Source organism: Cognaticolwellia aestuarii, from assembly GCF_002000025.1.
In the GTDB taxonomy this organism is placed as follows: domain Bacteria; phylum Pseudomonadota; class Gammaproteobacteria; order Enterobacterales; family Alteromonadaceae; genus Cognaticolwellia; species Cognaticolwellia aestuarii.
In genome coordinates this window covers 288,872-313,217 of the sequence record NZ_MUZV01000001.1, presented here as the reverse complement: position 1 = coordinate 313,217, position 24,346 = coordinate 288,872, and the positions used below count along the sequence as shown (strand labels likewise).

Annotated in this window: 28 protein-coding genes; 20 read left to right on the top strand and 8 right to left on the bottom strand. The window is 38.7% G+C overall.

Features of this window, described 5'->3' with window-relative positions:
- Window positions 1-173 precede the first annotated feature (173 nt).
- The 7 genes from mlaF to murA all read left to right on the top strand — a co-directional run bounded on the left by mlaF (window position 174) and on the right by murA (window position 4,856).
- A complete protein-coding gene (gene mlaF, locus B0169_RS01410; protein WP_077283978.1) occupies window positions 174-983 on the top strand; it encodes a phospholipid ABC transporter ATP-binding protein MlaF in 810 nt (269 codons plus the stop codon).
- A complete protein-coding gene (gene mlaE, locus B0169_RS01405) occupies window positions 980-1,756 on the top strand; it encodes a lipid asymmetry maintenance ABC transporter permease subunit MlaE (RefSeq protein WP_077283976.1) in 777 nt (258 codons plus the stop codon). Before mlaF ends, mlaE begins: the two co-directional genes overlap by 4 nt.
- A gap of 47 nt (window positions 1,757-1,803) precedes the next feature.
- Window positions 1,804-2,274, top strand: coding sequence for an outer membrane lipid asymmetry maintenance protein MlaD (mlaD, locus tag B0169_RS01400; protein WP_077283974.1), 471 nt, complete (start codon window positions 1,804-1,806; stop codon window positions 2,272-2,274).
- A gap of 2 nt (window positions 2,275-2,276) precedes the next feature.
- Window positions 2,277-2,918 (top strand): MlaC/ttg2D family ABC transporter substrate-binding protein, encoded by a 642-nt coding sequence (locus B0169_RS01395; protein WP_077283971.1) that lies wholly within the window; start codon window positions 2,277-2,279, stop codon window positions 2,916-2,918.
- A 69-nt stretch (window positions 2,919-2,987) separates the two neighbouring features.
- Window positions 2,988-3,284, top strand: coding sequence for an STAS domain-containing protein (locus B0169_RS01390; RefSeq protein WP_077283969.1), 297 nt, complete (start codon window positions 2,988-2,990; stop codon window positions 3,282-3,284).
- A 24-nt stretch (window positions 3,285-3,308) separates the two neighbouring features.
- Window positions 3,309-3,566, top strand: a complete 258-nt coding sequence (locus tag B0169_RS01385) for a BolA family protein (protein ID WP_077284520.1) — start codon at window positions 3,309-3,311, stop codon at window positions 3,564-3,566.
- A gap of 27 nt (window positions 3,567-3,593) precedes the next feature.
- Window positions 3,594-4,856, top strand: coding sequence for a UDP-N-acetylglucosamine 1-carboxyvinyltransferase (murA, locus tag B0169_RS01380; protein ID WP_077283967.1), 1,263 nt, complete (start codon window positions 3,594-3,596; stop codon window positions 4,854-4,856).
- Between the two features lie 86 nt (window positions 4,857-4,942).
- On the opposite strand, the gene B0169_RS01375 is transcribed toward murA, so the two are convergent.
- The 3 genes from B0169_RS01375 to B0169_RS01365 form a co-directional block, all read right to left on the bottom strand.
- On the bottom strand, window positions 4,943-5,944 hold the full coding sequence (locus B0169_RS01375; RefSeq protein ID WP_077283965.1) for a trypsin-like peptidase domain-containing protein: 1,002 nt from the start codon (window positions 5,942-5,944) through the stop codon (window positions 4,943-4,945).
- 245 nt (window positions 5,945-6,189) lie between these two features.
- Window positions 6,190-7,545 carry a Do family serine endopeptidase gene (locus B0169_RS01370; RefSeq protein WP_077283963.1) on the bottom strand — a complete coding sequence of 452 codons (1,356 nt, stop codon included), beginning with the start codon at window positions 7,543-7,545 and terminating at the stop codon, window positions 6,190-6,192.
- A gap of 66 nt (window positions 7,546-7,611) precedes the next feature.
- Window positions 7,612-8,076 (bottom strand): Z-ring associated ZapG family protein, encoded by a 465-nt coding sequence (locus B0169_RS01365; protein ID WP_077283961.1) that lies wholly within the window; start codon window positions 8,074-8,076, stop codon window positions 7,612-7,614.
- Window positions 8,077-8,256: 180 nt separating this feature from the next.
- Here B0169_RS01365 and zapE point away from each other — a divergent pair, with 180 nt between their 5' ends.
- The 9 genes from zapE to B0169_RS01325 all read left to right on the top strand — a co-directional run bounded on the left by zapE (window position 8,257) and on the right by B0169_RS01325 (window position 15,730).
- Window positions 8,257-9,372 (top strand): cell division protein ZapE, encoded by a 1,116-nt coding sequence (zapE, locus tag B0169_RS01360; protein WP_077283959.1) that lies wholly within the window; start codon window positions 8,257-8,259, stop codon window positions 9,370-9,372.
- Between the two features lie 90 nt (window positions 9,373-9,462).
- Complete coding sequence (locus tag B0169_RS01355; protein ID WP_077283957.1) at window positions 9,463-10,434, top strand: hypothetical protein; 972 nt, start codon at window positions 9,463-9,465, stop codon at window positions 10,432-10,434.
- A 229-nt stretch (window positions 10,435-10,663) separates the two neighbouring features.
- Window positions 10,664-11,092, top strand: a complete 429-nt coding sequence (gene rplM, locus B0169_RS19420) for a 50S ribosomal protein L13 (RefSeq protein ID WP_179143613.1) — start codon at window positions 10,664-10,666, stop codon at window positions 11,090-11,092.
- Between the two features lie 3 nt (window positions 11,093-11,095).
- Window positions 11,096-11,488 (top strand): 30S ribosomal protein S9, encoded by a 393-nt coding sequence (rpsI, locus tag B0169_RS19415; protein WP_179143612.1) that lies wholly within the window; start codon window positions 11,096-11,098, stop codon window positions 11,486-11,488.
- 458 nt (window positions 11,489-11,946) lie between these two features.
- Entirely contained in the window at window positions 11,947-12,537 is a 591-nt protein-coding gene (petA, locus tag B0169_RS01345; protein ID WP_077283955.1) for a ubiquinol-cytochrome c reductase iron-sulfur subunit, read from the top strand.
- Window positions 12,537-13,802, top strand: coding sequence for a cytochrome b (locus tag B0169_RS01340; protein WP_077283953.1), 1,266 nt, complete (start codon window positions 12,537-12,539; stop codon window positions 13,800-13,802). Before petA ends, B0169_RS01340 begins: the two co-directional genes overlap by 1 nt.
- Window positions 13,802-14,500, top strand: a complete 699-nt coding sequence (locus B0169_RS01335) for a cytochrome c1 (protein ID WP_077283951.1) — start codon at window positions 13,802-13,804, stop codon at window positions 14,498-14,500. The genes B0169_RS01340 and B0169_RS01335 overlap by 1 nt, the downstream gene beginning before the upstream one ends.
- 97 nt (window positions 14,501-14,597) lie before the next feature.
- Window positions 14,598-15,239 carry a stringent starvation protein SspA gene (gene sspA / locus B0169_RS01330; protein WP_077283949.1) on the top strand — a complete coding sequence of 214 codons (642 nt, stop codon included), beginning with the start codon at window positions 14,598-14,600 and terminating at the stop codon, window positions 15,237-15,239.
- Between the two features lie 11 nt (window positions 15,240-15,250).
- Window positions 15,251-15,730, top strand: a complete 480-nt coding sequence (locus B0169_RS01325) for a ClpXP protease specificity-enhancing factor (protein ID WP_077283947.1) — start codon at window positions 15,251-15,253, stop codon at window positions 15,728-15,730.
- 86 nt (window positions 15,731-15,816) lie between these two features.
- Here the strand turns inward: B0169_RS01325 and hemL are convergent, their stop codons facing one another.
- Both hemL and B0169_RS01315 read right to left on the bottom strand, forming a co-directional pair.
- Window positions 15,817-17,097 (bottom strand): glutamate-1-semialdehyde 2,1-aminomutase, encoded by a 1,281-nt coding sequence (gene hemL / locus B0169_RS01320; protein WP_143323456.1) that lies wholly within the window; start codon window positions 17,095-17,097, stop codon window positions 15,817-15,819.
- 48 nt (window positions 17,098-17,145) lie between these two features.
- Window positions 17,146-18,156, bottom strand: coding sequence for an aspartate carbamoyltransferase (locus tag B0169_RS01315; RefSeq protein ID WP_202971800.1), 1,011 nt, complete (start codon window positions 18,154-18,156; stop codon window positions 17,146-17,148).
- Window positions 18,157-18,457: 301 nt separating this feature from the next.
- Here B0169_RS01315 and B0169_RS01310 point away from each other — a divergent pair, with 301 nt between their 5' ends.
- A complete protein-coding gene (locus B0169_RS01310; RefSeq protein ID WP_077283944.1) occupies window positions 18,458-19,276 on the top strand; it encodes a hypothetical protein in 819 nt (272 codons plus the stop codon).
- A 62-nt stretch (window positions 19,277-19,338) separates the two neighbouring features.
- On the opposite strand, the gene hemJ is transcribed toward B0169_RS01310, so the two are convergent.
- Together hemJ and B0169_RS01300 are read right to left on the bottom strand one after the other, a co-directional pair.
- A complete protein-coding gene (gene hemJ, locus B0169_RS01305; protein ID WP_077283942.1) occupies window positions 19,339-19,770 on the bottom strand; it encodes a protoporphyrinogen oxidase HemJ in 432 nt (143 codons plus the stop codon).
- Complete coding sequence (locus B0169_RS01300) at window positions 19,767-21,458, bottom strand: chloride channel protein (protein WP_077283940.1); 1,692 nt, start codon at window positions 21,456-21,458, stop codon at window positions 19,767-19,769. The genes hemJ and B0169_RS01300 overlap by 4 nt, the downstream gene beginning before the upstream one ends.
- A gap of 104 nt (window positions 21,459-21,562) precedes the next feature.
- Here B0169_RS01300 and B0169_RS01295 point away from each other — a divergent pair, with 104 nt between their 5' ends.
- Window positions 21,563-22,261, top strand: coding sequence for a DUF6776 family protein (locus B0169_RS01295; RefSeq protein ID WP_235838430.1), 699 nt, complete (start codon window positions 21,563-21,565; stop codon window positions 22,259-22,261).
- Between the two features lie 64 nt (window positions 22,262-22,325).
- The gene (gene erpA, locus B0169_RS01290) at window positions 22,326-22,667 is read left to right on the top strand and encodes an iron-sulfur cluster insertion protein ErpA (RefSeq protein WP_077283936.1); all 342 of its coding nucleotides are present in this window, start codon (window positions 22,326-22,328) and stop codon (window positions 22,665-22,667) included.
- A 263-nt stretch (window positions 22,668-22,930) separates the two neighbouring features.
- Here erpA and B0169_RS01285 read toward each other — a convergent pair whose 3' ends face one another.
- Window positions 22,931-23,269: a hypothetical protein gene (locus B0169_RS01285; protein WP_077283934.1), complete on the bottom strand. Its 339-nt coding sequence runs from the start codon at window positions 23,267-23,269 to the stop codon at window positions 22,931-22,933.
- 278 nt (window positions 23,270-23,547) lie between these two features.
- Between B0169_RS01285 and B0169_RS01280 the strand changes: the two genes are divergently transcribed.
- Complete coding sequence (locus B0169_RS01280; protein WP_179143611.1) at window positions 23,548-24,339, top strand: haloacid dehalogenase type II; 792 nt, start codon at window positions 23,548-23,550, stop codon at window positions 24,337-24,339.
- Window positions 24,340-24,346: the final 7 nt, after the last annotated feature.

The following is a 24,346-nucleotide window of genomic DNA, read 5'->3' as shown; positions in this document are numbered from 1 at the left end:
AATAAGTGAAAATAGCTATTCATAAAGCCTTTCTTACACTTAATTACATTTACATACTTTTACTTACGCTTTTACTGTTAAATATTTACTAATTTGTAATGACTGAGGTGTTGCGCTGCGGTAGAATTCCGCGACATAAGACAATAATTAACAGTGATGTTATCCTAAGCAATATGTCCGAAATTTTAGTTGATATCAAAAACATGACCTTTAAGCGTGACGAGCGTGTTATCTATGATGGCATCAGTCTGTCGATTCCTAAAGGTAAAATTACGGCAATAATGGGTCCTAGCGGCATCGGTAAGACCACTTTATTGAGGCTGATTGGCGGTCAAATTAAGCCAGAGTCTGGACAAATTTTATTTGATGGTCATGATATTCCTCAATTGTCTCGTGGCAACCTATATGAAGTACGTAAACGTATGAGTATGCTTTTTCAAAGTGGCGCTCTATTTACCGATATGAGTGTGTACGACAATATTGCCTTTCCTATTCGTGAACACACGGAATTATCAGAAGATATCATTGAAAAAATGGTGCTAATGAAGTTAGAAGCTGTTGGTTTGCGGGGGGCAAGAGATTTACGACCGAGTGAGTTGTCGGGTGGTATGGCTCGACGAGCAGCACTCGCGCGTGCCATCTCTTTAGATCCAGAGCTTATTCTTTATGATGAACCCTTCGCAGGTCAAGATCCTATTTCTATGGGAGTAATTGTTCGTTTGATTAAAGACTTAGGACAAGCATTAGGTTTAACCTCTGTGGTGGTTTCTCATGATGTACCTGAAGTGATGAGCATTGCTGATTACATTTATATTATCGCGGAACAAAAAATTATTGGTCAAGGTACACCTGAAGAAATCTATCAACAGACCTCACCGCTAGTGCAGCAATTTGTTAAAGGTGAGGCTGATGGGCCTGTGCCATTTCATTTTCCAGCGGCACCTTACCGTGAAGAATTAATTGCTCGAGGTATCAAGCAGTGAAGCAATTACAAGTTTTTGGTCGAACCATCATTGGCCAGGTCGCTGGTTTAGGTCGCGCTTTACTGATGTTAGCGTCAGCTTTACTTCATGTGCCTAGCCCACGTAAAGGCTTTCCTTTACTGCTGAATCAACTCTACTCCGTTGGCGTGTTGTCACTGGTTATTATTTTAGTTTCAGGCTTGTTTATCGGCATGGTATTGGCGTTACAGGGTTATACTATCTTGGTTGGCTATGGTGCCGAAGCAAGTTTAGGCCCGATGGTGGCGTTATCATTATTACGTGAATTGGGCCCTGTGGTGGCCGCTTTATTATTTGCTGGTCGAGCAGGCTCAGCATTAACCGCAGAAATAGGTTTAATGAAGGCGACAGAGCAATTATCGAGTCTTGAAATGATGGCTGTAGACCCATTACGTCGTGTTGTGGCTCCACGCTTTTGGGCTGGTTTTATTAGCTTGCCTTTACTTGCAGCAATATTTTCTGCTGTGGGAATTTTAGGTGCGCATTTAGTTGGTGTAGATTGGCTTGGCGTTGATAGCGGTACATTTTGGTCGGTAATGCAGGCGCAAGTGTCATTTGAGAAAGATATATTAAATGGCATTATAAAAAGTTTAGTGTTTGCCTTTGTTGTGACTTGGATAGCGGTTTATAAAGGCTATTCTTGTGAACCAACTTCAGAAGGCATAAGCCGTGCAACAACATCAACCGTAGTGCAGTCATCACTATTGGTTTTAGGTTTAGATTTTGTTTTAACTGCTTTAATGTTCACAAACTAGTGAATGCGGTTATTTAATTAGATATTTTTTTGAATTTGGTGGAAGACATGGTGTCGAAAAAAATAGAATTATTGGTTGGACTATTCGCGGTCATTGGCATTGCAGCACTATTAATGTTGGCATTAAAAGTGGCTGATAGTGGTATCTCAGGCAGTGGAAATACTTATCAATTGTATGCGAAGTTCGACAATATTGGCGGCTTGAAAGTACGTTCGCCAATAAAAGTTGGTGGGGTTGTTGTTGGCCGTGTTAGTGATATTTCGTTAGACAGTGAAGATTATACGCCAGTGGTGACATTGGATATTTATGCTGAATATAATAATTTTTCAGAAGCAACTTCAGTTTCCATTTTAACCGCTGGCTTATTAGGCGAGCAATATGTTGGTTTGTTGCCTGGTTTTATTGATGTTTCTGTTGACACATTACAACCGGGTGACTTTATTGAAGATACAAAGCCCGCCTTAATATTAGAAGAATTAATTGGTCAGTTTTTGTTTAGTCAAGGTAGTGGTGATTAATTATGATACGTAATGTAATAAAAAAAGTCTTTTTCTGTTTCACGTTATTGACCTTGTCTATTGGGGTTAATGCGGCAGCTGATGTTGATAAAAAAGACCCTTATCAAATGATCAAGACAGTTGCTGATATTACTTTCAAACGTTTTGCTAACGAGCAAAGTGCAATACAAGCAGAGCCTAATTTATTAAAGAATATTGTTCGTGAAGAGTTGATGCCTTACATCAATTATCAATATGCTGCTTATAAAGTGATTGGTAGCAACTTTAAAAAAACCAATAAAGCAGAACGTGCAAAGTTTGTCCCAGCATTTCGAGAATACCTTATCACTTCATATGCACAGGTTTTCACTTTGTATAATAATCAAAAAGTCGAATTTGCTCCGGCAAAAGACTTTTCGAAAGATCGTGTGGTGTCTGTTGACACTAGTGTGATTGAGCCAGGACGCGCTCCTATTAATATCTCTTTTCGTGTTCGTAAGCATAAAAAAACCGGTGAATGGAAAGCTTATGATATGGTGGCTGAAGGGATAAGCTTACTTGATAGCAAGCAAGCAGAGCTGAGTAGCTTGATTCGACAAAAAGGTTTAACTCACGTTACTGAAATGCTGAAAGAGAAAAGTGAAAGAAACATCGTTTTTAAATAATATAAGAGCGGTTAGTTGTTGTTGATGAAGCAATACAATAGCGCGTTATAAGGTTGTTAATAGATTAAAATGATAGATGTCCAACAAACAGATCAAAAAGCGATTTTTAGTGGTGCATTAACGCGTGCTACAATAACGCGAGCATTTGATAAAGAGTATCGTAAATTAATTGACAATAAACGAGTGGTTCTAGATTTGGCGCATGTCAGTCAAATTGATACCGCAGGCTTAGCATGGATTCTCTTATTAATTGAATTAGCGGCTAGTAAAGCTTGTCATATCAGCTTAGTTAATTTACCTGATGACTTATTAAAATTGGCAAAATTAAGCGCTGTTGATACCTTATTGCCAATAGAAGACAGCTAATATATACGCTATTTGGAGCAAAAAGTGGAAGTAAAAGATATAGAAAAACTCATTACCGATGCGGTTGAATTAGATGAAGTTCATGTGGCATTTGATGGTTCACAATGTAAGGTTATTGCCGTTGCAGATTTTTTAGGTGATTTGAGCCGAGTGAAAAAACAGCAAACAATTTATGCGCCTTTAGCACAAGTTATCAATGAAGGCGTGATCCACGCGGTATCGATTAAAACGTTCACAACCGCTGATTGGCAACGTGAAAAAATGTTTAACTTACCTCTTTAATTAACATCGACAGAAAAGAATATACTATTGGACGCATTTAAAATTATTGGTGGGCAACCACTACGCGGTGAAGTGACTATTTCAGGGGCAAAGAATGCAGCATTGCCTATTTTAATGACAGCATTGCTGTCAGAATCGCCTGTAACCTTTGCTAATGTTCCGAAACTCAATGATATAGAAACCACTATTAAGCTTTTGTCAGAATTTGGCGCAAAGTGTCAGTGGGTGACTGAAGACAGTCTGATGATTGACGCGAGCAGCCTTGATCATTGCCGTGCTTCTTACGAATTAGTAAAAACTATGCGTGCTTCCATTTTGGTTTTAGGCCCTTTATTGGCTCGCTTTGGCCATGCTGAAGTATCTTTGCCTGGCGGCTGTGCTATTGGCGCGCGTCCGGTTAACCTTCATATCCAGGGCCTAAAGCTAATGGGCGCTGATATTGACGTCGAAAATGGCTACATTATAGCGCGTAATACCGGGCGTCTTAAAGGTGCGAACATCTTTATGGATACTGTTAGTGTGACGGGTACTGAAAACCTTATGATGGCAGCTGCACTTGCTGACGGCATTACCGTTATTGAAAATGCTGCACGTGAACCAGAAATTGTCGATCTCGCCAATTGTTTAAATAGCATGGGTGCTAAAGTATTAGGCGCAGGTACTGATACTTTAACCATTACCGGAGTTGAAAAGCTTCAGGGTGAGCATTACTCAGTTATGCCAGATAGAATAGAAACTGGCACCTTTCTAGTGGCTGCAGCGGCGACTCAAGGTAAAGTAAAGTGTTTAAATACCGATCCTAAAGCTCTAGATGCTGTATTGAGCAAGCTACAAGAAGCCGGTGCTGTTATCACTACAGGTGATGACTGGATCGCGCTAGAAATGACGAAAAAGCCAAAAGCCGTTAATATTCGTACAGCACCTCATCCGGCTTTTCCAACGGATATGCAAGCACAGTTTGTTGCCTTGAATGCTATAGCAGATGGCATGGCGACAACAACTGAGACTATTTTCGAAAATCGTTTTATGCACGTACCTGAGTTACAACGCATGGGGGCGAATATTAGTTTGGAAGGTAATACTGCAATCAGTAACGGTGTAGAGCAATTAAATGGTGCTCAGGTGATGGCGACAGACTTACGTGCGTCAGCGAGTTTGGTTATCGCGGGGCTAGTGGCTTGTACCGAAACGCAAGTTGATCGTATTTATCATATTGACCGCGGTTATCAAAAAATTGAAGATAAGTTACAAGCATTAGGTGCCAATATTACTCGCATACAAGTGACTTAAACGAGTCTAATGATGAAAATCCCAGCCAAATGCTGGGATTTTTTTTGTCGAGAAATTGATCTGAGAAAGTAATGGGGTTGCTGTTGTTATTTTTTCACTTCAGCGATAGTGACAGGGAGTATAAGCTTCTGGTTATCACGAGATACCATGAAGTTTAATACACTGCCGGGTGAGCTTTCAGCAACCACGTCTAAGCCTTGTTTGGCATTCTGTACTTGAATATCACCAATTTGATAAACCACATCACCTGATTGCAAGCCTGCTTTCATTGCAGGGCTTTTTGGGGTCACGGCACCAATAACAAAGCCTTTAATGCTGGCAACTGAATCATTAGCCTCAACACCTAGCCAGCCACGAATAACGCGACCATGTTCTATAATTTTAAGCATGATCTTATGTGCTAATTGATAAGGCACAGCAAAGAAAATACCTTGAATATTTAGGTTTGGATTCGCCTGAGTAAACTTTCTTGAGTTTATACCAACTAATTCACCATTAGAGTTAATCAGTGCGCCACCTGAATTACCTTCATTAATCGCCGCATCCATTTGTAAAAATTGTAAATAACTGGTACTTAAGCCACTTTGCCCAGTAGCACTGACAATGCCTTGAGTCACGGTTTGGCCTAAATTTAATGGATTACCAATCGCGAGCACAACGTCACCAACTTGTGATGTTAGGTTATTATTTTGTGGAATAACTGGCAAATTACTCGCTTGAACTTTTAACACGGCAAGATCTGTGAGGACATCATAACCAATAAGTTCAGCATGCAGTTCTTGACCTCGTTGCAGCACAACAACAATTAAATCTGCACTTTGTACAACGTGATAATTAGTTAGGATATAACCTTGATTATGCATGATTACGCCACTACCTAAAGTCACTTTACGTGATTGGCGACCATAAGTAGGGTTAACTTGAATATCTTCGGAATAAATATTTACTACCGCAGGGCCAGCTAAACGTACCGCTTTAGCATAAGATAATGGCTGTTGCTTAGTTTCAGTAGTGGTAAATACTTGCCAAGGAACGAGACTTTTTTCACGTAATTCAGGCATGAGTAATAATAGAACTACTGCGAACATGACGCCATAACTAGCAGAGCGAAGGAAGAATTTTAAAGCATTGATAATTTTCAATGTGATTATTTTTATTAGTCTAATTTTTTGTAGATTAGCATAAAGCCTTTGTTGTGAAAAAGTTTTTGTCAGTTGTTATGCTATAAATTTTTTCTCTTGTTGGTAGTTTGAAATAAAAAAGCCTGTCTATTTGACAGGCTTTTGTTTTTAATAATAAGCAAGCTTCGATGCCTATAATGTTATGGTATTGCTTATCTAATCATTAAGAATAATGCTGAGTTATTGCGTAGTATATTGAGAGCAAAAACACCTTTGTGATCATTTAAATAGCTGCGTAACTCACCAATATTTGCAATACGCTGACGATTAATGCCATTAATGACATCACCTTTGCGTAAGCCTATTGAAGCGGCGGGACTATTTTCCGCAATCTCAGCAACAATAATGCCATCACCTTGACCGTTGTTCTCTAATTTAGCGCCGTCGAGCATACGGTGTAAGCTTGCAGCCTCTATATTAGCCGTTTCAGATTTCTTTAAAGTGACGTCATACTCTTTCTCTTTGCCATCTTTTCTGATCACGGTAATTTTTACGGTTTTTCCGGCGCCAATTGAACCAATTTTACCTCTGAGTTCATTGAAGGTTTTCACCATTTTTCCGTTTACTTTCGTGATCACATCACCGGCACGAATGCCTGCTTCATCAGCGGCAGAGTCTGGCGTTACTTGCTCAACAAAACCGCCTTGGTTAATATCTAGCTCCATTGCTTTTGCTATCTCACTAGTAACACTGCGGCCAGCGACACCTAGTACACCTCGTCGTACTTCACCAAACTCAATGATTTGGTTGACTAAGTTTTGTACCATATTACTTGGGATAGCAAAGCCTATCCCAACATTGCCACCATTGGGTCCTAAAATAGCGGTATTGATACCGATTAGCTCGCCACGTAGGTTAATTAAAGCACCACCTGAATTACCACTATTGATAGCGGCATCAGTTTGTATAAAGTCTTCATAGTTTTCAATATTTAAGCCGCTGCGACCTAAAGCACTGACAATACCTGATGTAACCGTTTGCCCAAGACCAAAAGGGCTGCCAATAGCAACGGCGAAATCACCAACGCGCAGGCTATCGGAGTCAGCAACTTTAACTTCGACAAGATCATCGGCTGCTATTTGTAATAGGGCGATATCACTCGCTTCATCACTACCAATTTTTTTCGCGTCAAGTTGACGACCATCTTTTAAGGTTATTTGGATTTCGTCAGCATCGTTAATAACATGGTTGTTAGTAACGATGTAGCCCTTATCTGCATTAATAATAACACCAGAGCCTAAACCACGAAATTGTCGCTCTTGCTGTTGACCTTGACGAGGATTACCAAAGAAAAACTTAAAAGCATCAGGAACACGTTGCTTAACTTCATGTGTACCACGTACTGAAATGAGTACAACACCAGGAGTAACATGTTCTAACATGGGGGCAAGGCTTGGCATGGTTTGGCCATTAACCGATTGAGGCAGTCCTGCTTGCACAGGAAGACTTGCCATAGCAATTGTACTGGAAAGTAATACGGTATTGATTAAAACTGATAATTTTTTCATATAATAGAAAACTCCTAACTAAAGTATTTATACCCAATTAAAGACATAGAATAAAAAAATTAGTTCCTAACTAGTGCTCGTGCTATTTGTAACACTATGTTTCTTATCGTCAAACAAGCCACTTGGTGCGCCAGAGTAATCCAATGGTGGCTCTGAAACTGTTTCATCGTTTTGGCGTAAATCTTTTTTGTGTCGTAAATTCACCGTTTGCGCTAATTGTTCTTGTGTTTCTTTGGAAAAAAACGGCATGTTTTCAATGTTTTCTGGTGTTGCTTGTTGTAATAACTGTGTACTTTGTGCCATTTGACTCATTGCCGTTTGGCAAGTGTTGTTCATTTGTTCAAGTAGTTTTGCTGAACTTTCAAGGTGCTCAGCTACGTCAAGCTTGTACTGTGCTAATTCCGACTCACTTTGACTGGCTTTTGCGGCAAGCTTTTGGGTTTCTTGAGCTGATGAGGAAAGCATTTTGCTTGCAAAAAAACCGATAATAGCGCCAACGATAAATAGCCCAAGACCTAAAACAACATTCATATTTTTATACCTTCATTGTATTCATGGAAAAAATTAGAGAAAATAACCTTCAATCCAATTCAATATAACGTGCTTCACGCTACTTTCCTAATGAATATATTTGTTAAAAAGTATTTTTCAAGGGTAGTCGATGTAATCGTTGTTAGAAAATAAAACTAGTGCTAATAAAACGGTTGTTAAATGATTAAGTTATCCCCCATGGAAAAGTACACTCGCGACTTAACTCGTGATGATTTTCTCTTTGATGCTGCACAAGAAAATGCTGTAAAAAATTTGCAGCGTTTATATGAAGACCTAAGCAATAAGCCGTTGCCGGTATCTGGCTTCAAAAAAGTACTCAACCGTTGGAAGCGCGTGGTTAAAAAACCTAAAACCAATATTATTCGTGGAATTTATTTTTGGGGTGGGGTTGGCCGTGGTAAGACTTATCTTGTTGATACCTTTTATGACTGCTTACCATTCAATAATAAAATGCGTGTGCACTTTCACCGCTTTATGCACCGTGTACATGAGGAACTTAAAACCTTACAAGGTCAGTCTGATCCGTTAAAAATCATTGCTAAACGCTTTGCTGATGAAACCTGTATTATTTGCTTTGATGAATTCTTTGTTTCTGATATTACGGATGCGATGATTTTAGGGACTTTATTTGAAGAGTTATTTACCCACAATGTTACTTTAGTCGCGACCTCAAATATTATTCCAGATGAACTGTATCGTAATGGTTTACAACGTGAACGTTTTTTACCAGCCATCAAGTTAATTAATGCGTGTTGCGATGTTGTTAATGTTGATAGTGGTGTTGATTATCGCTTACGTACTTTAGAGCAAGCCGAAATATATCACTTTCCATTAGACCAACAAGCCGATGAAAACTTAAGTCATTACTTTCAACAATTATCATTAGAAGTTGGTCAAAAAAATAAAGTCATTGAAATCAATAACCGTGCTCTAACTACAATACAGGAGTCTGATGGTGTGGTGCACTTTCAGTTTTCCACCTTGTGCGAGTCCGCTCGAAGTCAAAGTGATTACATGGAATTAAGCCGATTATATCATACAGTTCTATTAGCCAATGTTACGCAAATGGGAGTAGATAATGATGATAGCACGCGTCGTTTTATTGCTTTAGTCGACGAATTTTATGAGCGTAATGTTAAATTGATTATGTCGGCGGAAGTGGCATTAGAATGTTTGTATACTGATGGTCGATTAAGTTTTGAATTTAAGCGTTGTTTGAGTCGATTACAGGAAATGCAATCGCATGATTATTTAGCGAGTGAACACTTACCTTGATTTTTAAGTTTCTGATTAATAAGTTTTAAATTTTTGTTTGTTAATTCAATACAATATAAAAAACGATAAGAATGAAATGGAATTTAAACAATGATTAAAAATAAATTGATTCACTTTAGCGTCGTATTAATTGCTGCAGTGGCATTTAACGTATCGGCGCAGGTTACTGATAATCCCTTTAGAAACTCACTTGAGATCACAGAAAAATATTTGCCAAAAGCACTTAAATCTATGTGGCAGAGTGAGTATTTGGTTTGGCGGGCGCAGTTGTTTAACTCTGCTTGTAGTGAACAATTTTTAGGCGTATCAAGCGTCATTAATTCAAGCTTTGAATTATTTAATCAATTCATTATTGATCAAGCAATAATGAATAAAGAACTAGCGTCTGAAACTGGTCAGTCAATTTTACAAGATAGCAATAAATTATATTATTTACTCTTTAGCAAAATATACGCATCGGCTTATAAAAAGCGCTTACAAATAATTAAGCAATATCATCCTGATATCAGTGTTGAATTATGTCGACACGCACTGACCTTGGCTAAACAATACCCTGCTGACGAACAGCCATTATTACCTTGGCAAACAACACAAAAGACAGAAGGAAGTGCTTGGCGAGCCGATTTATTTTCAATGCGTGTAGTTTATAAACATTTTATTGCGGCCTTTTTTGACCGACAAAAATCATTTGCCGAAATTATTGATGCCGAAATATATGCCATAATAGTAAACGATAAAAAAGCAACATTAGCGTTTTCTGACATGAGTGATAGCTATAAATACTCTGCTATATTAATGAAAAATATAGACACAGCTTTTGAAAAAAGAACAGGAGCAAGCTTAACTGATAAAAATTATCTGCCAATATACGCTCAAACAGCAAGTATGATTGCCACTCAAGCCTATAGGCTTGGAACGGTTTCAGCTCTCAGGCAAATTAAAGCACTTTATCCTGAAAAATTCCCAAAAATTGAAGCTCATATGACTAGTTATATTAAATTACAGCTAAGTAAATTAGCGCAGTATGAGCAACGATTGAATGAAGCATTTAGTCAACCTTAGTAAAATTTTATGCTTTTTAAGTCATAGTAGGAAAAGATTAAAAATTAGGCGTGATCTTTTAAGCTTTGTTCTGTATAATCCGCGCTCCCTACGTTACAAAGCTTGTTCTTTTTCCAGAGGACTGGCAACGGACTCGATGCTCGAAGGGGCAATAGCGTAGTCTTTAACGGATAACTTAAGATTTTCTTAAGTTATTATTTAAGTAACATTTATATAATTGGGTTTTTTAATGAAAACTTTTGTAGCTAAACCAGAAAGCGTACAACGCGAATGGTTCTTAGTGGACGCCGAAGATAAAACTTTAGGTCGTATCGCTACTGAAATTGCAAGCCGTTTACGTGGTAAGCATAAAGCAGAATATACTCCTCATGTAGATACTGGCGATTACATCGTTGTTATCAATGCTGAGAAAGTAAAAGTAACTGGTAACAAAGCGAAAGGTAAAATTTACTACTCGCATACTGAATATGTTGGCGGACTTAAGCAAATTAGTTTTGAAAAGCTAATTGAAAAAGCACCAGAACGTGTTCTTGAATTAGCAGTTAAAGGTATGTTACCTAAAGGTCCTTTAGGTCGTGAAATGTTCCGTAAACTTAAAGTTTACGCGGGTACTGAACATAAGCATACTGCACAACAACCACAACTTTTGGAGCTTTAAGCAATGGCTGATAATCAATATTACGGTACTGGTCGTCGCAAGAGCTCAACGGCTCGTGTGTTCATGAAAGCTGGTAACGGTGCAATCACAATTAACAAACGTGACATTTCTGTATATTTCGGTCGTGAAACGGCTCGTATGGTTGTTCGTCAACCATTAGAATTAGTTGAAATGTTAGAGAAGTTTGACTTTAACATCACAGTAACTGGTGGTGGTATTTCTGGTCAAGCTGGCGCAATCCGTCACGGTATTACTCGTGCATTAATGGAGTTTGATGAAACTTTACGTAGCCCTCTACGTAACGCTGGTTTCGTTACTCGTGATGCTCGTAAAGTTGAGCGTAAGAAAGTTGGTTTACACAAGGCTCGTAAAAAGCCACAATTTTCAAAACGTTAATATTTACGTTTACGATTTCAAAAACCGGCTTTTGCCGGTTTTTTTATGGAAAAAACTTGATCAACGTCATATTCTTTTTGTTTTATGGCTCGTAAAATGCTTCTTGGCAAATATTGATTTACTATTTGGTAATAAATCACTTTTTAGTGCTTAAATAGTGATGATATTCAAGTTAATAAGCGTTAAAGGTTTTACTCGTACCGATGTACAATTCACTAGAACACAGCATCACAAATACGAATAGTTTTCATTTGCTTGACGTGATGATTGACAATTAACTTTTATTTGCATAAACCTATGTTGAAAAGGTTAATTGCCTTGTAAAAAACAAGGGTTTTCTTTATCATCAGAACAATTTTTTTTTCGTTGATTTAGTCGATCAGCAATCTTCACAATAACTAAGTGATTTTCTTAGTCATGTGTTGTTGTTTTAGCTAGATAATAATTGGAGAGTTTGAATGAGCAATGCGCCCGTTAACAACGGCCGTCGACGCTTTTTAACTGCGGCTACCTCGGTAGTTGGTGGTGTTGGTGTTGTCGGTGTGGCTGTGCCTTTCATTGGTTCTTGGAACCCTAGTGCGCGTGCGAAAGCAGCAGGTGCACCGGTTGAAGTCAATGTAAGTAAAATAGAGCCTGGTCAATTAATTCGTGCTGAATGGCGCGGTAAACCTGTATATGTGGTACGCAGAACCGAAGAAATTATCTCTGCTTTAAGTACGCATGATGACCAATTGAAAGACCCACAATCAGAAGTACCTCAACAACCTGTTTATGCAACTAACGAGTATCGCTCGATTAAGCCTGAATTCTTAGTGGCGTTAGGTGTTTGTACTCACCTTGGCTGTGCTCCAACACACCATAAAGGCGATTTCGATCAACACGTTGATGGTGTTAAAGATGGCTTTTTCTGCCCTTGTCATGGTTCTAAATTCGATATGGCCGGCCGTGTATTTCAAAGTGTGCCAGCGCCAACGAACTTGATGGTTCCAGATCACTCATTTCCGACTGAAGACACGCTATTAATTGGTGTGTCGCAAGGAGAAGCATAATGTTCGCTAATTTAATGGCTTGGATTGAGCAGCGTTTACCTTTAATGGATGCAATGAACAAGCATGCTGCGCAATATCCGGCACCGAAAAACTTTAACTTTTGGTATGTTTTTGGCATTTTAGCCAGTGTTGTTTTAGTTAATCAGTTATTAACCGGTGTATGGTTAACAATGAACTATGAACCATCAGGTGACGGTGCATTTGCTTCTGTAGAATACATTATGCGAGACGTCGACTACGGTTGGTTACTGCGCTATATGCACTCAACAGGTGCTTCTGCGTTCTTCGTTGTGGTATATATGCATATGTTCCGTGGCATGATGTACGGTTCTTACCAAAAACCACGTGAGTTACTGTGGTTATTTGGCATGTTAATTTTCTTAGTCTTAATGGCTGAAGCCTTTATGGGGTACTTATTACCTTGGGGTAATATGTCGTACTGGGGCGCGCAGGTTATTATTTCTATTTTCGGTGCAATTCCGGTTATTGGTGATGACTTAACACTTTGGATCCGTGGTGATTATGTTATTTCTGGTGCTACGTTAAACCGTTTCTTTGCCTTGCATGTTATTGCCTTACCACTAGTGTTAGTTGTATTAGTTTTCTTACATATTCTGGCATTACATGAAGTGGGTTCAAATAACCCAGATGGCACGAACATTAAAAAGCCTAAAGGTAGTGTTCCTCCTGAAGAGCAAAGTAAATTTACTTTTCACGAACAATACACCAAGAAATACGATATTGTTGATGCGATACCTTTCCACCCTTACTATACGGTGAAAGATTTAGTTGCTGTAGTTATCTTCCTTATTGTTTTCTGCTGGGTAATGTTTTTTGCTCCTGAAGGTGGCGGTTATTTTATTGAGGCGCCAAACTTTGAACCAGCTAATGGTTTAAAAACACCTGAGCATATTGCTCCTGTTTGGTACTTTGGTCCGTTTTATACCATTTTACGAGTTATTCCAGATAAGCTTTTAGGCGCTATTGGTATGTTTGGCGCGATTATCGCCTTGTTTATGCTGCCATGGTTTGATCGTGGTACTGTTAAATCATTACGATACCGTTGTACTGCCCATACTGTGAACTTAGTACAATTTGCTATTTGTTTTATTATTTTAGGGGTTTTAGGTACTTTACCAGCCAATCCACTAAATAACATGATTGGCGCTATTGCTAGTTTCGGTTACTTTGGCTTTTTTGTTGCGCTATGGATTTACAGTAAAAATGAAAAAACTCAGCCAGTTCCAGAGAGGGTGACAGGATAATGAAAAAATTTATTGTAGCAGTTTTAGCTATGTTACCTATGCTAGTAATAGCTGCAGGTCCTAGTTTAGAGCTCGATAAGGCTAACAATGATTTAACGGATAAAGCATCGTTAAAACGCGGCTTTGAAGCATACATTAATAATTGTTTAGCGTGTCACGAATTGAAGTATCAGCGTTATAACCGTACTTTTGCTGATCTGGGTATTTCTGATGCCGATGGTGCTGCTAATTATATGCATACTGGCGAAAAAGTAGGTGATCATATTACCAATACTATGCCTGCGAAAGAGGCGGCTAAATGGTTTGGTAGCACACCTCCTGATTTAACGCTAGAAGCACGCTTTAGAAGTCCTGATTGGATTTATACATACTTGCGCTCTTTCTACGTTGATGAAAGTCGCCCATTTGGTGTAAATAACAAGGTCTTCAAAGATGTTGGTATGCCACATGTACTACAAAACCTTCAAGGGATTCGTACAATAGATGAGCATGGTAATTTGTCTGAAGCAACTGGCGGTTCAATGACCGCAGAAGAGTATGACGAATTCGCTCGTGACTTGGCTAATTTCTTGGAATATACCGGTGAACCAAATAAACTTGAGCGTGAAAGCATGGGTTATTGGGTTATTGGGTTCCTATTTATCCTGCTATTCTTTTCTTACTTACTGAAGAAAGAATACTGGAGAGATGTACACTAGTTATTTATGTTAAATAAAGCAGTGTAAACTTTAGATATTACTGGGGGCTTTGGCCCCCTTTGTTAGTTTTTTTAATTAAGATTTTTTTGGAGGCATTATGGCCATAGCCGCAAACAAACGCTCTGTTATGACTTTATATTCGCATGCAGATGATATGTATAGTCATCAAACTCGCATTGTGTTGGCAGAGAAGGGTGTCGGTGTTGACATCCATTTGGTTGACTTAGCCAATTTGCCAGAGGATTTACTTGACTTGAATCCTTATGGCACTGTGCCTACGTTAATTGATCGTGAATTAGCACTTTATGAAGCATCAATTATTATTGAATACCTAGATGAGCGTTTCCCTCATCCACCATTAATGCCTGTTTATCCAGTATCTCGTGGCCGTAGCCGATTAATGATGCATCGTATCGAGCAAGACTGGTATAGCCTTGCAAAGACTATTTATAATGGTCCTGCTGATGCTGCAGCAAAAGCACGTCAAGAATTAAAAGAAAGCTTATTAAGTGTTGCGCCTATTTTGAATGAAGCGCCTTATTTTATGAGTGAAGAGTTTAGCTTGGTTGATTGTTATTTAGCACCTTTATTATGGCGCCTACCTGTTATGGGTATTGAACTTGAAGGCCAAGGCGCTAAAGAGCTTAAGTCATATATGCTAAAAGTGTTTGAACGTGAATCTTTTCAAGCGTCATTAACTGAAGCTGAGCGCGAATTACGTTTTGGCGCACCGGTTTAAAGACTGTAGACATGACTAATGAGATGACATCAAATAAGCCTTATATTGTTAAGGCTTTTTATGACTGGATTTCTGATAATGGCCTAACCCCTTACATTGTTGTTGATGTAAGTGTTTATGGTGTTATGGTGCCCATGTCATATGTAAATGATGGCCAAATTGTTTTGAATGTTTCAGCATCAGCGGTAGGTAGCATTGCTATGGGTGAGCTCACTATCGAACTTAGTGCTCGTTTTGGTGGTAAGCTTGAGCATATGAGTGTGCCTTATGGTGCTGTTGCTGCAATTTATGCGAAAGAAAATGGCGCAGGAACATCGTTGGCGATTGAAAATATTGAGCCAGAAGCTATGGTTGAAAAACCAGAGCCGTCAGCAATGATTTCTACGCTAAAAAGTGTAGATAATAAAGCAGACGCAAAGGCATCAGTTAAATCGCAGAGCACTCAAACATCAAAAGTGAAAAAACCTAGTTTGTCGGTAGTAAAGAAATAATCTACTGTATTTAGCAAGGGGTAGTTGAGTTAGACAAAAAAAGGTAAGCATCGTGCTTACCTTTTTTATTGGTGCTACGAGCTTATTTATAACTGAGCAAAACAGCGATCTGCGGCGGCTAAAGTAAATTCAATTTCTTCATCACCATGAGCAGTTGATAAAAAGCCTGCTTCAAAGGCTGAAGGGGCAAGGTAAACACCTTCTTCTAGCATTAAATGAAAGAAGCGTTTGAATTTTTCTCCATCACAAGCTGTTGCTTGAGCAAAGCAAGTTACGTGTTCTTCTTCAGTAAAGAAAAACCCGAACATTGCGCCAACATAATTAATCGACAATGAGATACCGTTGCGCTCTGCTGCCGCTTTTAAACCCATAGCAAGCTTTTCTGTGGCATAGCTAAGTTGTTGGTGCTTATTACCTTTAGTTAGCTCATTAAGAGATGCTAGCCCCGCAGCCATAGCAATAGGGTTACCTGACAATGTACCCGCTTGATAAACAGGGCCTACAGGTGCAATATAATCCATTATTTCCTTTTTACCACCGAAGGCGCCTACAGGCATACCACCACCGATAACTTTACCTAGAGTAGTCAAGTCTGGCACGATTTTATAATGCGCTTGTGCGCCACCTAACGCGACACGAAAGCCGGTCATAACCTCATCAAAGATCAAAACGCTTTGGTATTGATCACAAATGGCGCGTAAACCTGCTAAAAATCCATCAACAGGAGGTACACAATTCATATTACCAGCAACGGGCTCAACGATAATGCAGGCAATTTCATCGCCAAATTTAGCAAAAATTTCTTTCACTTCGTCAAGGTTATTGTAACTAACGGTAAGGGTATGTTTAGCCACATCATCGGGTATGCCTGGTGAACTTGGTACGCCCATAGTCAACATACCAGAGCCCGCTTTTACGAGTAATGAGTCAGCATGGCCATGATAACAACCTTCAAACTTTAATATTTTATCACGACCAGTAAAGCCGCGAGCGAGCCTGATTGCACTCATGGTAGCTTCTGTACCTGAACTAACCATACGTAATTTTTCCATGGAAGGAACGATTTCACGTACCTTTTCAGCCATGGTTATTTCAAGTTCTGTTGGTGCACCAAAGCTAAGGCCATTTTGAGCTGTCTCAATAACGGCTTCAAGGATAGCAGGGTGATTGTGGCCTAATATCATTGGCCCCCATGAGCCAACATAATCGACATACTTTTTGCCTTCTGAATCGAAAACATAAGCACCTTGTGCCTTTTTAATAAATACAGGTGTACCACCAACGCCATTAAAGGCACGAACCGGTGAATTTACGCCACCTGGAATAATATCTTGGGCTTCATTAAATAACTGCTGTGAATTTTTGATCATAATATTTTACTCGTTGTTAACGTAATCTATCGATTAAGGTCGAAATCAGTATTTGTTGGTATGCCAAGTGACAGGTTTTTCATATTGGCTAAGTTGATTCTCTACACCTAAACTTAAGGCAAATAGCGCCATACGTACCAATACGCCATTTTGTGCTTGACGAAATATTGCTAAGTTATCTAAGTCATTGAGATCAATGTCGAGTTCATTGGCTTCAGCACGTGAGTCTCTTGGTAATGGGTGCATTATGACGGTATGTTTATGACAATATTGCTGATAAACCGTTTTGTTTAAGCTGAAATGCCCGCGGTATAACTCGGCTTCATCTTTACTCGCAAAGCGCTCTTGTTGAATTCGAGTTTGATAGATGACATCGCAAGCTAAATGACCTTCTATTTCTTCAGCCATCACCACTTGATGTCCAGCATCAGATAAAGTTGCTACGACGCTATCCGGCATTTGTAATGCCTTAGGGGCAATCATAGTGACTTTTATATTTTTGTATAAGCTTAATAACTTAGATAAAGAATGCACTGTTCTACCATGCTTTAAGTCACCCATTAACACAATATTTAAGCCATCTAAACCCATATCATAGCGCGCCATTTCAGACTGGATAGTAAATAAGTCAAGCAATGCTTGAGTTGGGTGTTCATTCGCGCCATCCCCACCGTTGATCACGGGTACATTGCTGCCTTTAGCGAACTCTGCAACCGAATGCATTGTGGGGTGTCGCATGGCGATAACATCAGAGTAACCACTAATCACACGAGCAGTGTCAAATAAAGACTCACCTTTTGACAGAGAAGAATTTTCTTGGCCAACTGTTTCACGAACAAAACCACCTAGTAAGTTAAAGGCAGTGCCAAAACTTACACGGGTACGAGTACTTGGTTCAAAAAACAGGTTACTTAAGATGGCCCCTTCAAGCACGTGGCAGCGCTTTTTTCGCATAGCGTAAGGTGCCATTAAGGTTGAAACCTCTAAAATGCGGGAAATACTCTCTCTATCAAATTGTGAGACAGATAATATATGGTTGCCTTCAAATTTCATCATAGGTAATGCCTAAATTATCGCAATCATTACCAAAGTATAGAATTTGCGAACCTTGGTGGTTTTCATTGTTGAGTCGATTGTTGCTTTTAAGTAGCAACAAATTTGCTGCGAAATATAGCATAAAAGTTAAATACTGAGAATGTATTATCTTGATTTGAAGTAACAAAATAGGCTAAGTTTAGCCATGAAGTAAATATCCGTATATTAGAGTGATAGTTGCAGTGATTAAAGAAGTTTGGGACTGATTAATATGTGGGTGTTACGACTATTACTATTAATAACTTTTCTGTTAGCCAGCAGTATGAATGCTAACGCGCTCGATGTTGTACGCTATAACATTTCTGAGACCTATCCCGAAGCTAAACAAGCCTATTATATTGATTTGTTGAAGTTGGTTTTGGATGCTTCAAGCGATAAATATGGTGATTTTGAGCTTACCCCCGTGATCTTGGACATGTCACAAGGCAGAGCTTCTGTTATGTTACAACAGGAACGAACGATCGATATCCTTTGGCGAATGACTTCGCAAGATCTAGAGCAAGACCTACAAGCGATTTACATTCCACTATTAAAGGGGCTTATGGGAGTGCGTATTGCTATTATCCGTAAAAGTGACAGCACAATCTTTTCCTCTGAGATAACACTCGATAAATTAAAAAAAATGTCCCTTGGTCAAGGCTATGATTGGCCTGACAGTAATATTCTACGTGCCAATGGTTTTAATGTTGTTGAAGGGAGGGGGTTTTCATTATTAACTATGTTAGAAAAGCAGCGTTTCGATTATTTCCCTAGGGCCATACATGAGCCTTGGTTGGAAATAGCTGATAGGGAGCAATTGGCTATAGAACAACATTTTTTATTAAAGTATCCTGCACCAATGTACTTTTTTATCAATAAAGACAATCGTCGTCTTGTGGAGCGAATAGAGTACGGCTTTACTAAGATAGTTAATTCAGGAACGTTCAAACAATTCTTCTCACAGCACCCAGTCACACAGAGTATGTTCAAAAAAGCTAATTTGCCACAACGTAAAGTTTTTAAGCTAGATAACCCTTTATTATCAGATAAAAGCCGAGCGATTTTGAACAATAAGTCACTGTGGCTAGATTGTTTTCACTAGGGGCTGTTGATCTTTCAATTTATAGCAGAGGCTAAAATAAAAGCTTAACAGACCCTAGCGGTTTAAAACGGTTTTACATACGCTAATATGACAACAATAAATAATATTATTACAGGTACCTCATTGAAAAAACGATAAAATTTTCCAGAGCGAGTGTTTTTGTCTGCAGCAAATGTTTTTACTAACTTAAAACAATAGCCATGATAAATAAGTAACAGAATAACCAGTGTGATTTTTATATGTAACCATTTTGCAGCGACAAACCATGGGTAGCCATATTGATAGATAATTGCAATGCCCAATAAAACCGTAAAAATAGCAAAGGGGGTAACAAAGTATAATAGTCGACGCTCCATGCCTTTAAGTTGTTGATGAACTAATGGCTCTTTTGATTCAGCGTGGTTAACAAAAATACGCGGCAAATAAAAAATACCAGCAAACCATGCCACCATAAAAATAACATGAAATGCTTTAAGCCAAAGAATGGTATTCATGAGTTAGTTTTTCCTTTCAGTAAATAAGAACGAATGGTATCAAAGGGTATTATACCCATAATTACATTTGGATTTTCGTGATATATATACACACCGCCAACTCTTTTCTTGACCAATAATAAATAAGCTTCGGCCAACGTTGATTGACTATTAAGTGGGATTAGCGTGTGTTTCTCTATTTTGTATTCATCGTCAATCTTTGCTTTACTTGCTTGATAAAAAATAAACTCTGTTGGCGCATCAGCTTGGGTTACTTGGCAAATAACATGCTGGTGTATCGTTTGATTTGATATCAGCTCAGCAATACCGTCATCATGAGTTTGTTGTAATAAGGTTATATTTTCTTCCATCACGCCAAGCACACCAATGCGCTGTAATGATTTTTCAATGGGTGGGCGGCGATAAGCTAAGCCTTGCACTTCCAGTTGCATAATAAATATCGAACGATTGCCAAAAAATTGTCCAGAAGCAATACAAGCACTGGTGATAACAATCATAGCGGGAATAATTATTTCAATTTGATTAGACAGTTCAACTACGCAAAGTAGCGCAGCTAATGGCGCATTGAGGGTGGCGGCCATAAAGCCTGCCATTCCCATTAACGCAAAATCACTAGCAGTGATGTCTACAGTCATAAAATGCATTGCCATCATCGAACCACAGGTACCGGCAATGGCGCCAATACCCAAAATAGGACCAATAATGCCGCCAGGTATCCCCAAACCAAGTGCCATAATCGTCATGATCATTTTAGCTAACAATAAACCAAGCAATAGTTGTAATTCGACGTTATCTTGCAAAGAGAAATTTATCGCACTTAAATCAGTACCCATAGCATAAGGTACAGCGTAGCCAAGTGCGCCAGTAATAAATGCGGCGGTGAGTATACGAGGAACAATGTGAAAGCGGGCACTGTGCTTGATCACTAAAATTAAATAACGATTAAAGGCAAAAGCAATCACACCTAATGCAATACCAAGTAAGGCTAAAATTAGATAATGATCACGGGTTAATGTTATTGCACTAAAATAGCCAAATTCATGATTTACGCCAAATATGCTGCTTGTTGTCATTGAACCGACAATGGCGGCAATCATTACAGGGATAAAAATGTGGACTTTGTATTCACGTAAAATAACTTCCATTACAAATAATACAGCCGCTATAGGGGTATTAAAACAAGCGGCTATACCTGCAGCAATACCGCAGGCACTTAGGCTGCGAATGGCGTTGTACGGTAAATTTAATTTATTACCTATGTAGCTACTGCATGCAGCACCTAAGTGTACAGCAGGCCCCTCTCTGCCAACAGAGAAGCCAGCCGCAAGCGCTATTGTGCTACCAATAAATTGATTGATAGTATTGCGTAATGGCATAACACCATTGGCGATTTTTAATCGATGTAAAACATATGGAATACCGCTACGGATATATTTGTACCCAGTTAACCAAGCAAAAAATAGAATAATAACAGCGCCAATAATTGGTAATTGGAAACGACTTAACGCCGCTAAGCTGTTATAGTCATCTTTCTCGCGTAGAAAAAATAACTGAATGCCTTCAATGGCAAAAATGAATAATACAACTAACAAAGCAGATGCAAAACCACCAACAGCAGCTAATAAACAGAGCTGCCAAGACGTTTGGGGCAGTGCTAGGCGCTTTTTTAACTGAATTATTATCTTCATAGTAAGTTATTTTTATTGGGCATATATACAGACCTTTTGGATATCATAATACTTTTCAAATGAATTGGTTAGCAAAAATAAATCTCAGTAAGGTGGTAACGCGCTTGGGCGCATTTCGCTCGGCAATTTTACTATTGGCGATTGTCATCATTTCATTATTCTGTGGCTATCGATTAGGTAATTTTTATCATAGTTATCAAAGTCAGACCTTAGCGCAGCAACAAGCTCGGTTAGATTTTCTCTATCAGCAGTTAGTTGATAAAACTAAACGAATTAATACACTCGATGTTGAGCTTGAAGTTGAGCGTATGGCCAATCAGCGCAGCCAGAAAATGTTAAAATCTATTGAGCAAGAGCATTTTCAGGTGAAGAAAGAGCTAGCGTTTTATGAAAAAGTTATGGCGCCCGAAAAGGCTGCTAATGGTTTGGTAATTGATAATATCCAGTTAACTAAAACGGAAAGCCCGCAGCATTATCGTTTTCAAGTCGTGTTAGTTCAGCAATTATTACGTAAACGTTATGCCAAAGGCTATATTGAGATATCGATTAATGGCAGTTTGAATAATAAACCGTCTAGTATGCCATTATCGCAAATATCAACATCAACAAAAAAAGATTTATCTTTTAGTTTTCAATACTTTCAGGTTATTAACGGTGAGTTAACCTTACCCGAGAACTTTGTCCCTGAAACGATTAATGTGGCAGCAATTTTACCTAAGGGGAAATGGCAAGAATATAACCGCATTGACCAGAGTCAACCTTGGCTGAGAATTATAGATAATAATTCACAGAGTTCACCATAATACTTGATTAAAACAGTCAAGTTTAAGATAATCTCCCTAGTTCATTTGTTTTAAGTTGAGTTTTATGTCTAATCCTGAATTACCTATTAAATTTTCGGACGCTGCTGCGACTAAAGTATTGTCGTTGATCACGGAAGAAGAGAATCCAGAACTGAAGTTACGTGTTTACGTTACGGGTGGTGGTTGCTCGGGCTTTTCGTATGGTTTTACCTTTGATGAAAAAGTCAATGACGGTGATATGACCATTGTAAAAAAAGGCGTCACTATGGTGATTGATCCAATGAGCTTGCAGTATTTAGTTGACGGTGAAGTTGATTATGTCGAAGGGCTAGAGGGTAGCCGATTTTTAGTTAATAATCCTAATGCTACAACAACGTGTGGCTGTGGTTCTTCTTTCTCTATTTAAATAACTAAGTTTCATATAACTAATTAAGTTTCGTTATTTAAATATCTGTCAGCATGCTTAAGTCATAATGCTGACGGAGAAACTATTTAGCGCCATTTTACCACCTCGCTTGATATAACCATTTCATTATCACGTTAGCTTAATTGTCGAAATCACGGTACTAGTGACTTCGACGAGCAGCTAGTTTTTAGCTATTAATCATTTATTTGCTCAACTATCATCGCTGTGCCGCAAAAATGATATGAGTAATCTAGCCTTATTTATTATTCAGTTAGCTCAATGATATCCTGCTTTTTAAGGGTAATATCATGCGTTTTTATCTTGATAAAGTTAGGCTTATCTTCAGCGTTAATTACTGCTGTACCTACCACTTGATAAGAATAAAGCGGCTCACCTTCAAGTACAGTATCAGTAGGTAGTAACCTACGCACTGTTATTTCTTTTCCTTGCAATGATGCAGCGTCAGAACCTATGTAAACCCTCGCATTATTGCCATCAACCGCAATAACTTTTCCTGCAGCAATATTATCGTTACTTGCACAACCGGTAATAATCATTGTAAACACAACAGACAAGGTTAATTTTACAGACTTACTTAACATTTTATTTCTCATTCTCTTTCAATTTAAGGGGGGAATAAAAATATCTTCTACAATTCTTATCGCTTTTTTCAAGCGGTTAGAAGTGCATTTAATAATTTTATACCTATCGGAACATAATTAATTTATAATGTACCAAATGGTATATTTATGCTCAAGAATAATCATCCTAGGGTTACAAATTCGAACATCATGCAATATTTCTGGAACCAATAACGCAAAGGGAAAACTTCGCGATATTTACTCGTAATATCTAACCAATTTTTATAGGCAAAACTAATATGACTAAAATTAAACTCTTAATCCTTACTGTGGTAATGGCTGTTAGCAGCATGCCAATATTCTCGGCTGTGGTACAAGCACAAGAGCTGGCAACAACGCCACTGGCTAAACCGAAAGTTATTTTTTTTGATGTTAATGAAACCCTTTTAGATTTAAATAATGTTTCTAAATCTATCGCGGCAGCATTAGGTGGTAGGGAAGATCTCGTGCCTTACTGGTTTACTACCATGTTGCATTACTCATTAGTGGCAAATGTAACAGGTCAATATAATAGTTTTGTTGAAATAGGAATTGCCTCTTTAGAGATGATAGCCAAGCAAAAAAACATTGCGCTAACTCCTCAACAAGCCCGTACTGCGGTGCTTACGCCTTTTAGAGATTTAGCGCCACATAAAGATGTAGTTGAAGGGCTTAAACAACTTCGTGCATTAGGTTACACGCTAATTACCTTAACTAACTCATCTGATGCCGGTATTGCAGCGCAGCTTAAGAATGCTACCTTAGCACAATATTTTGACGGTTCACTCACGGTACAAAACTTAGCAACATTCAAACCGGATTTAAAAGTGTATCACTGGGCTCAGCAGCAAATGAATATTGCTCCAGAGGATGCTATGTTAATTGCAGCTCATGCTTGGGATATTGCGGGTGCAGAAAAGGCAGGATGGAAAACAGGTTTTATTATGCGTCCTGGTAAAGCGCTTTATCCATTGTTTGGCGTACCAGACATTATCGGGCGAGATCTGATTGAACTGGTTGAACAATTAGAATTAAAAACCAGTGCTGAATAAGTCATTC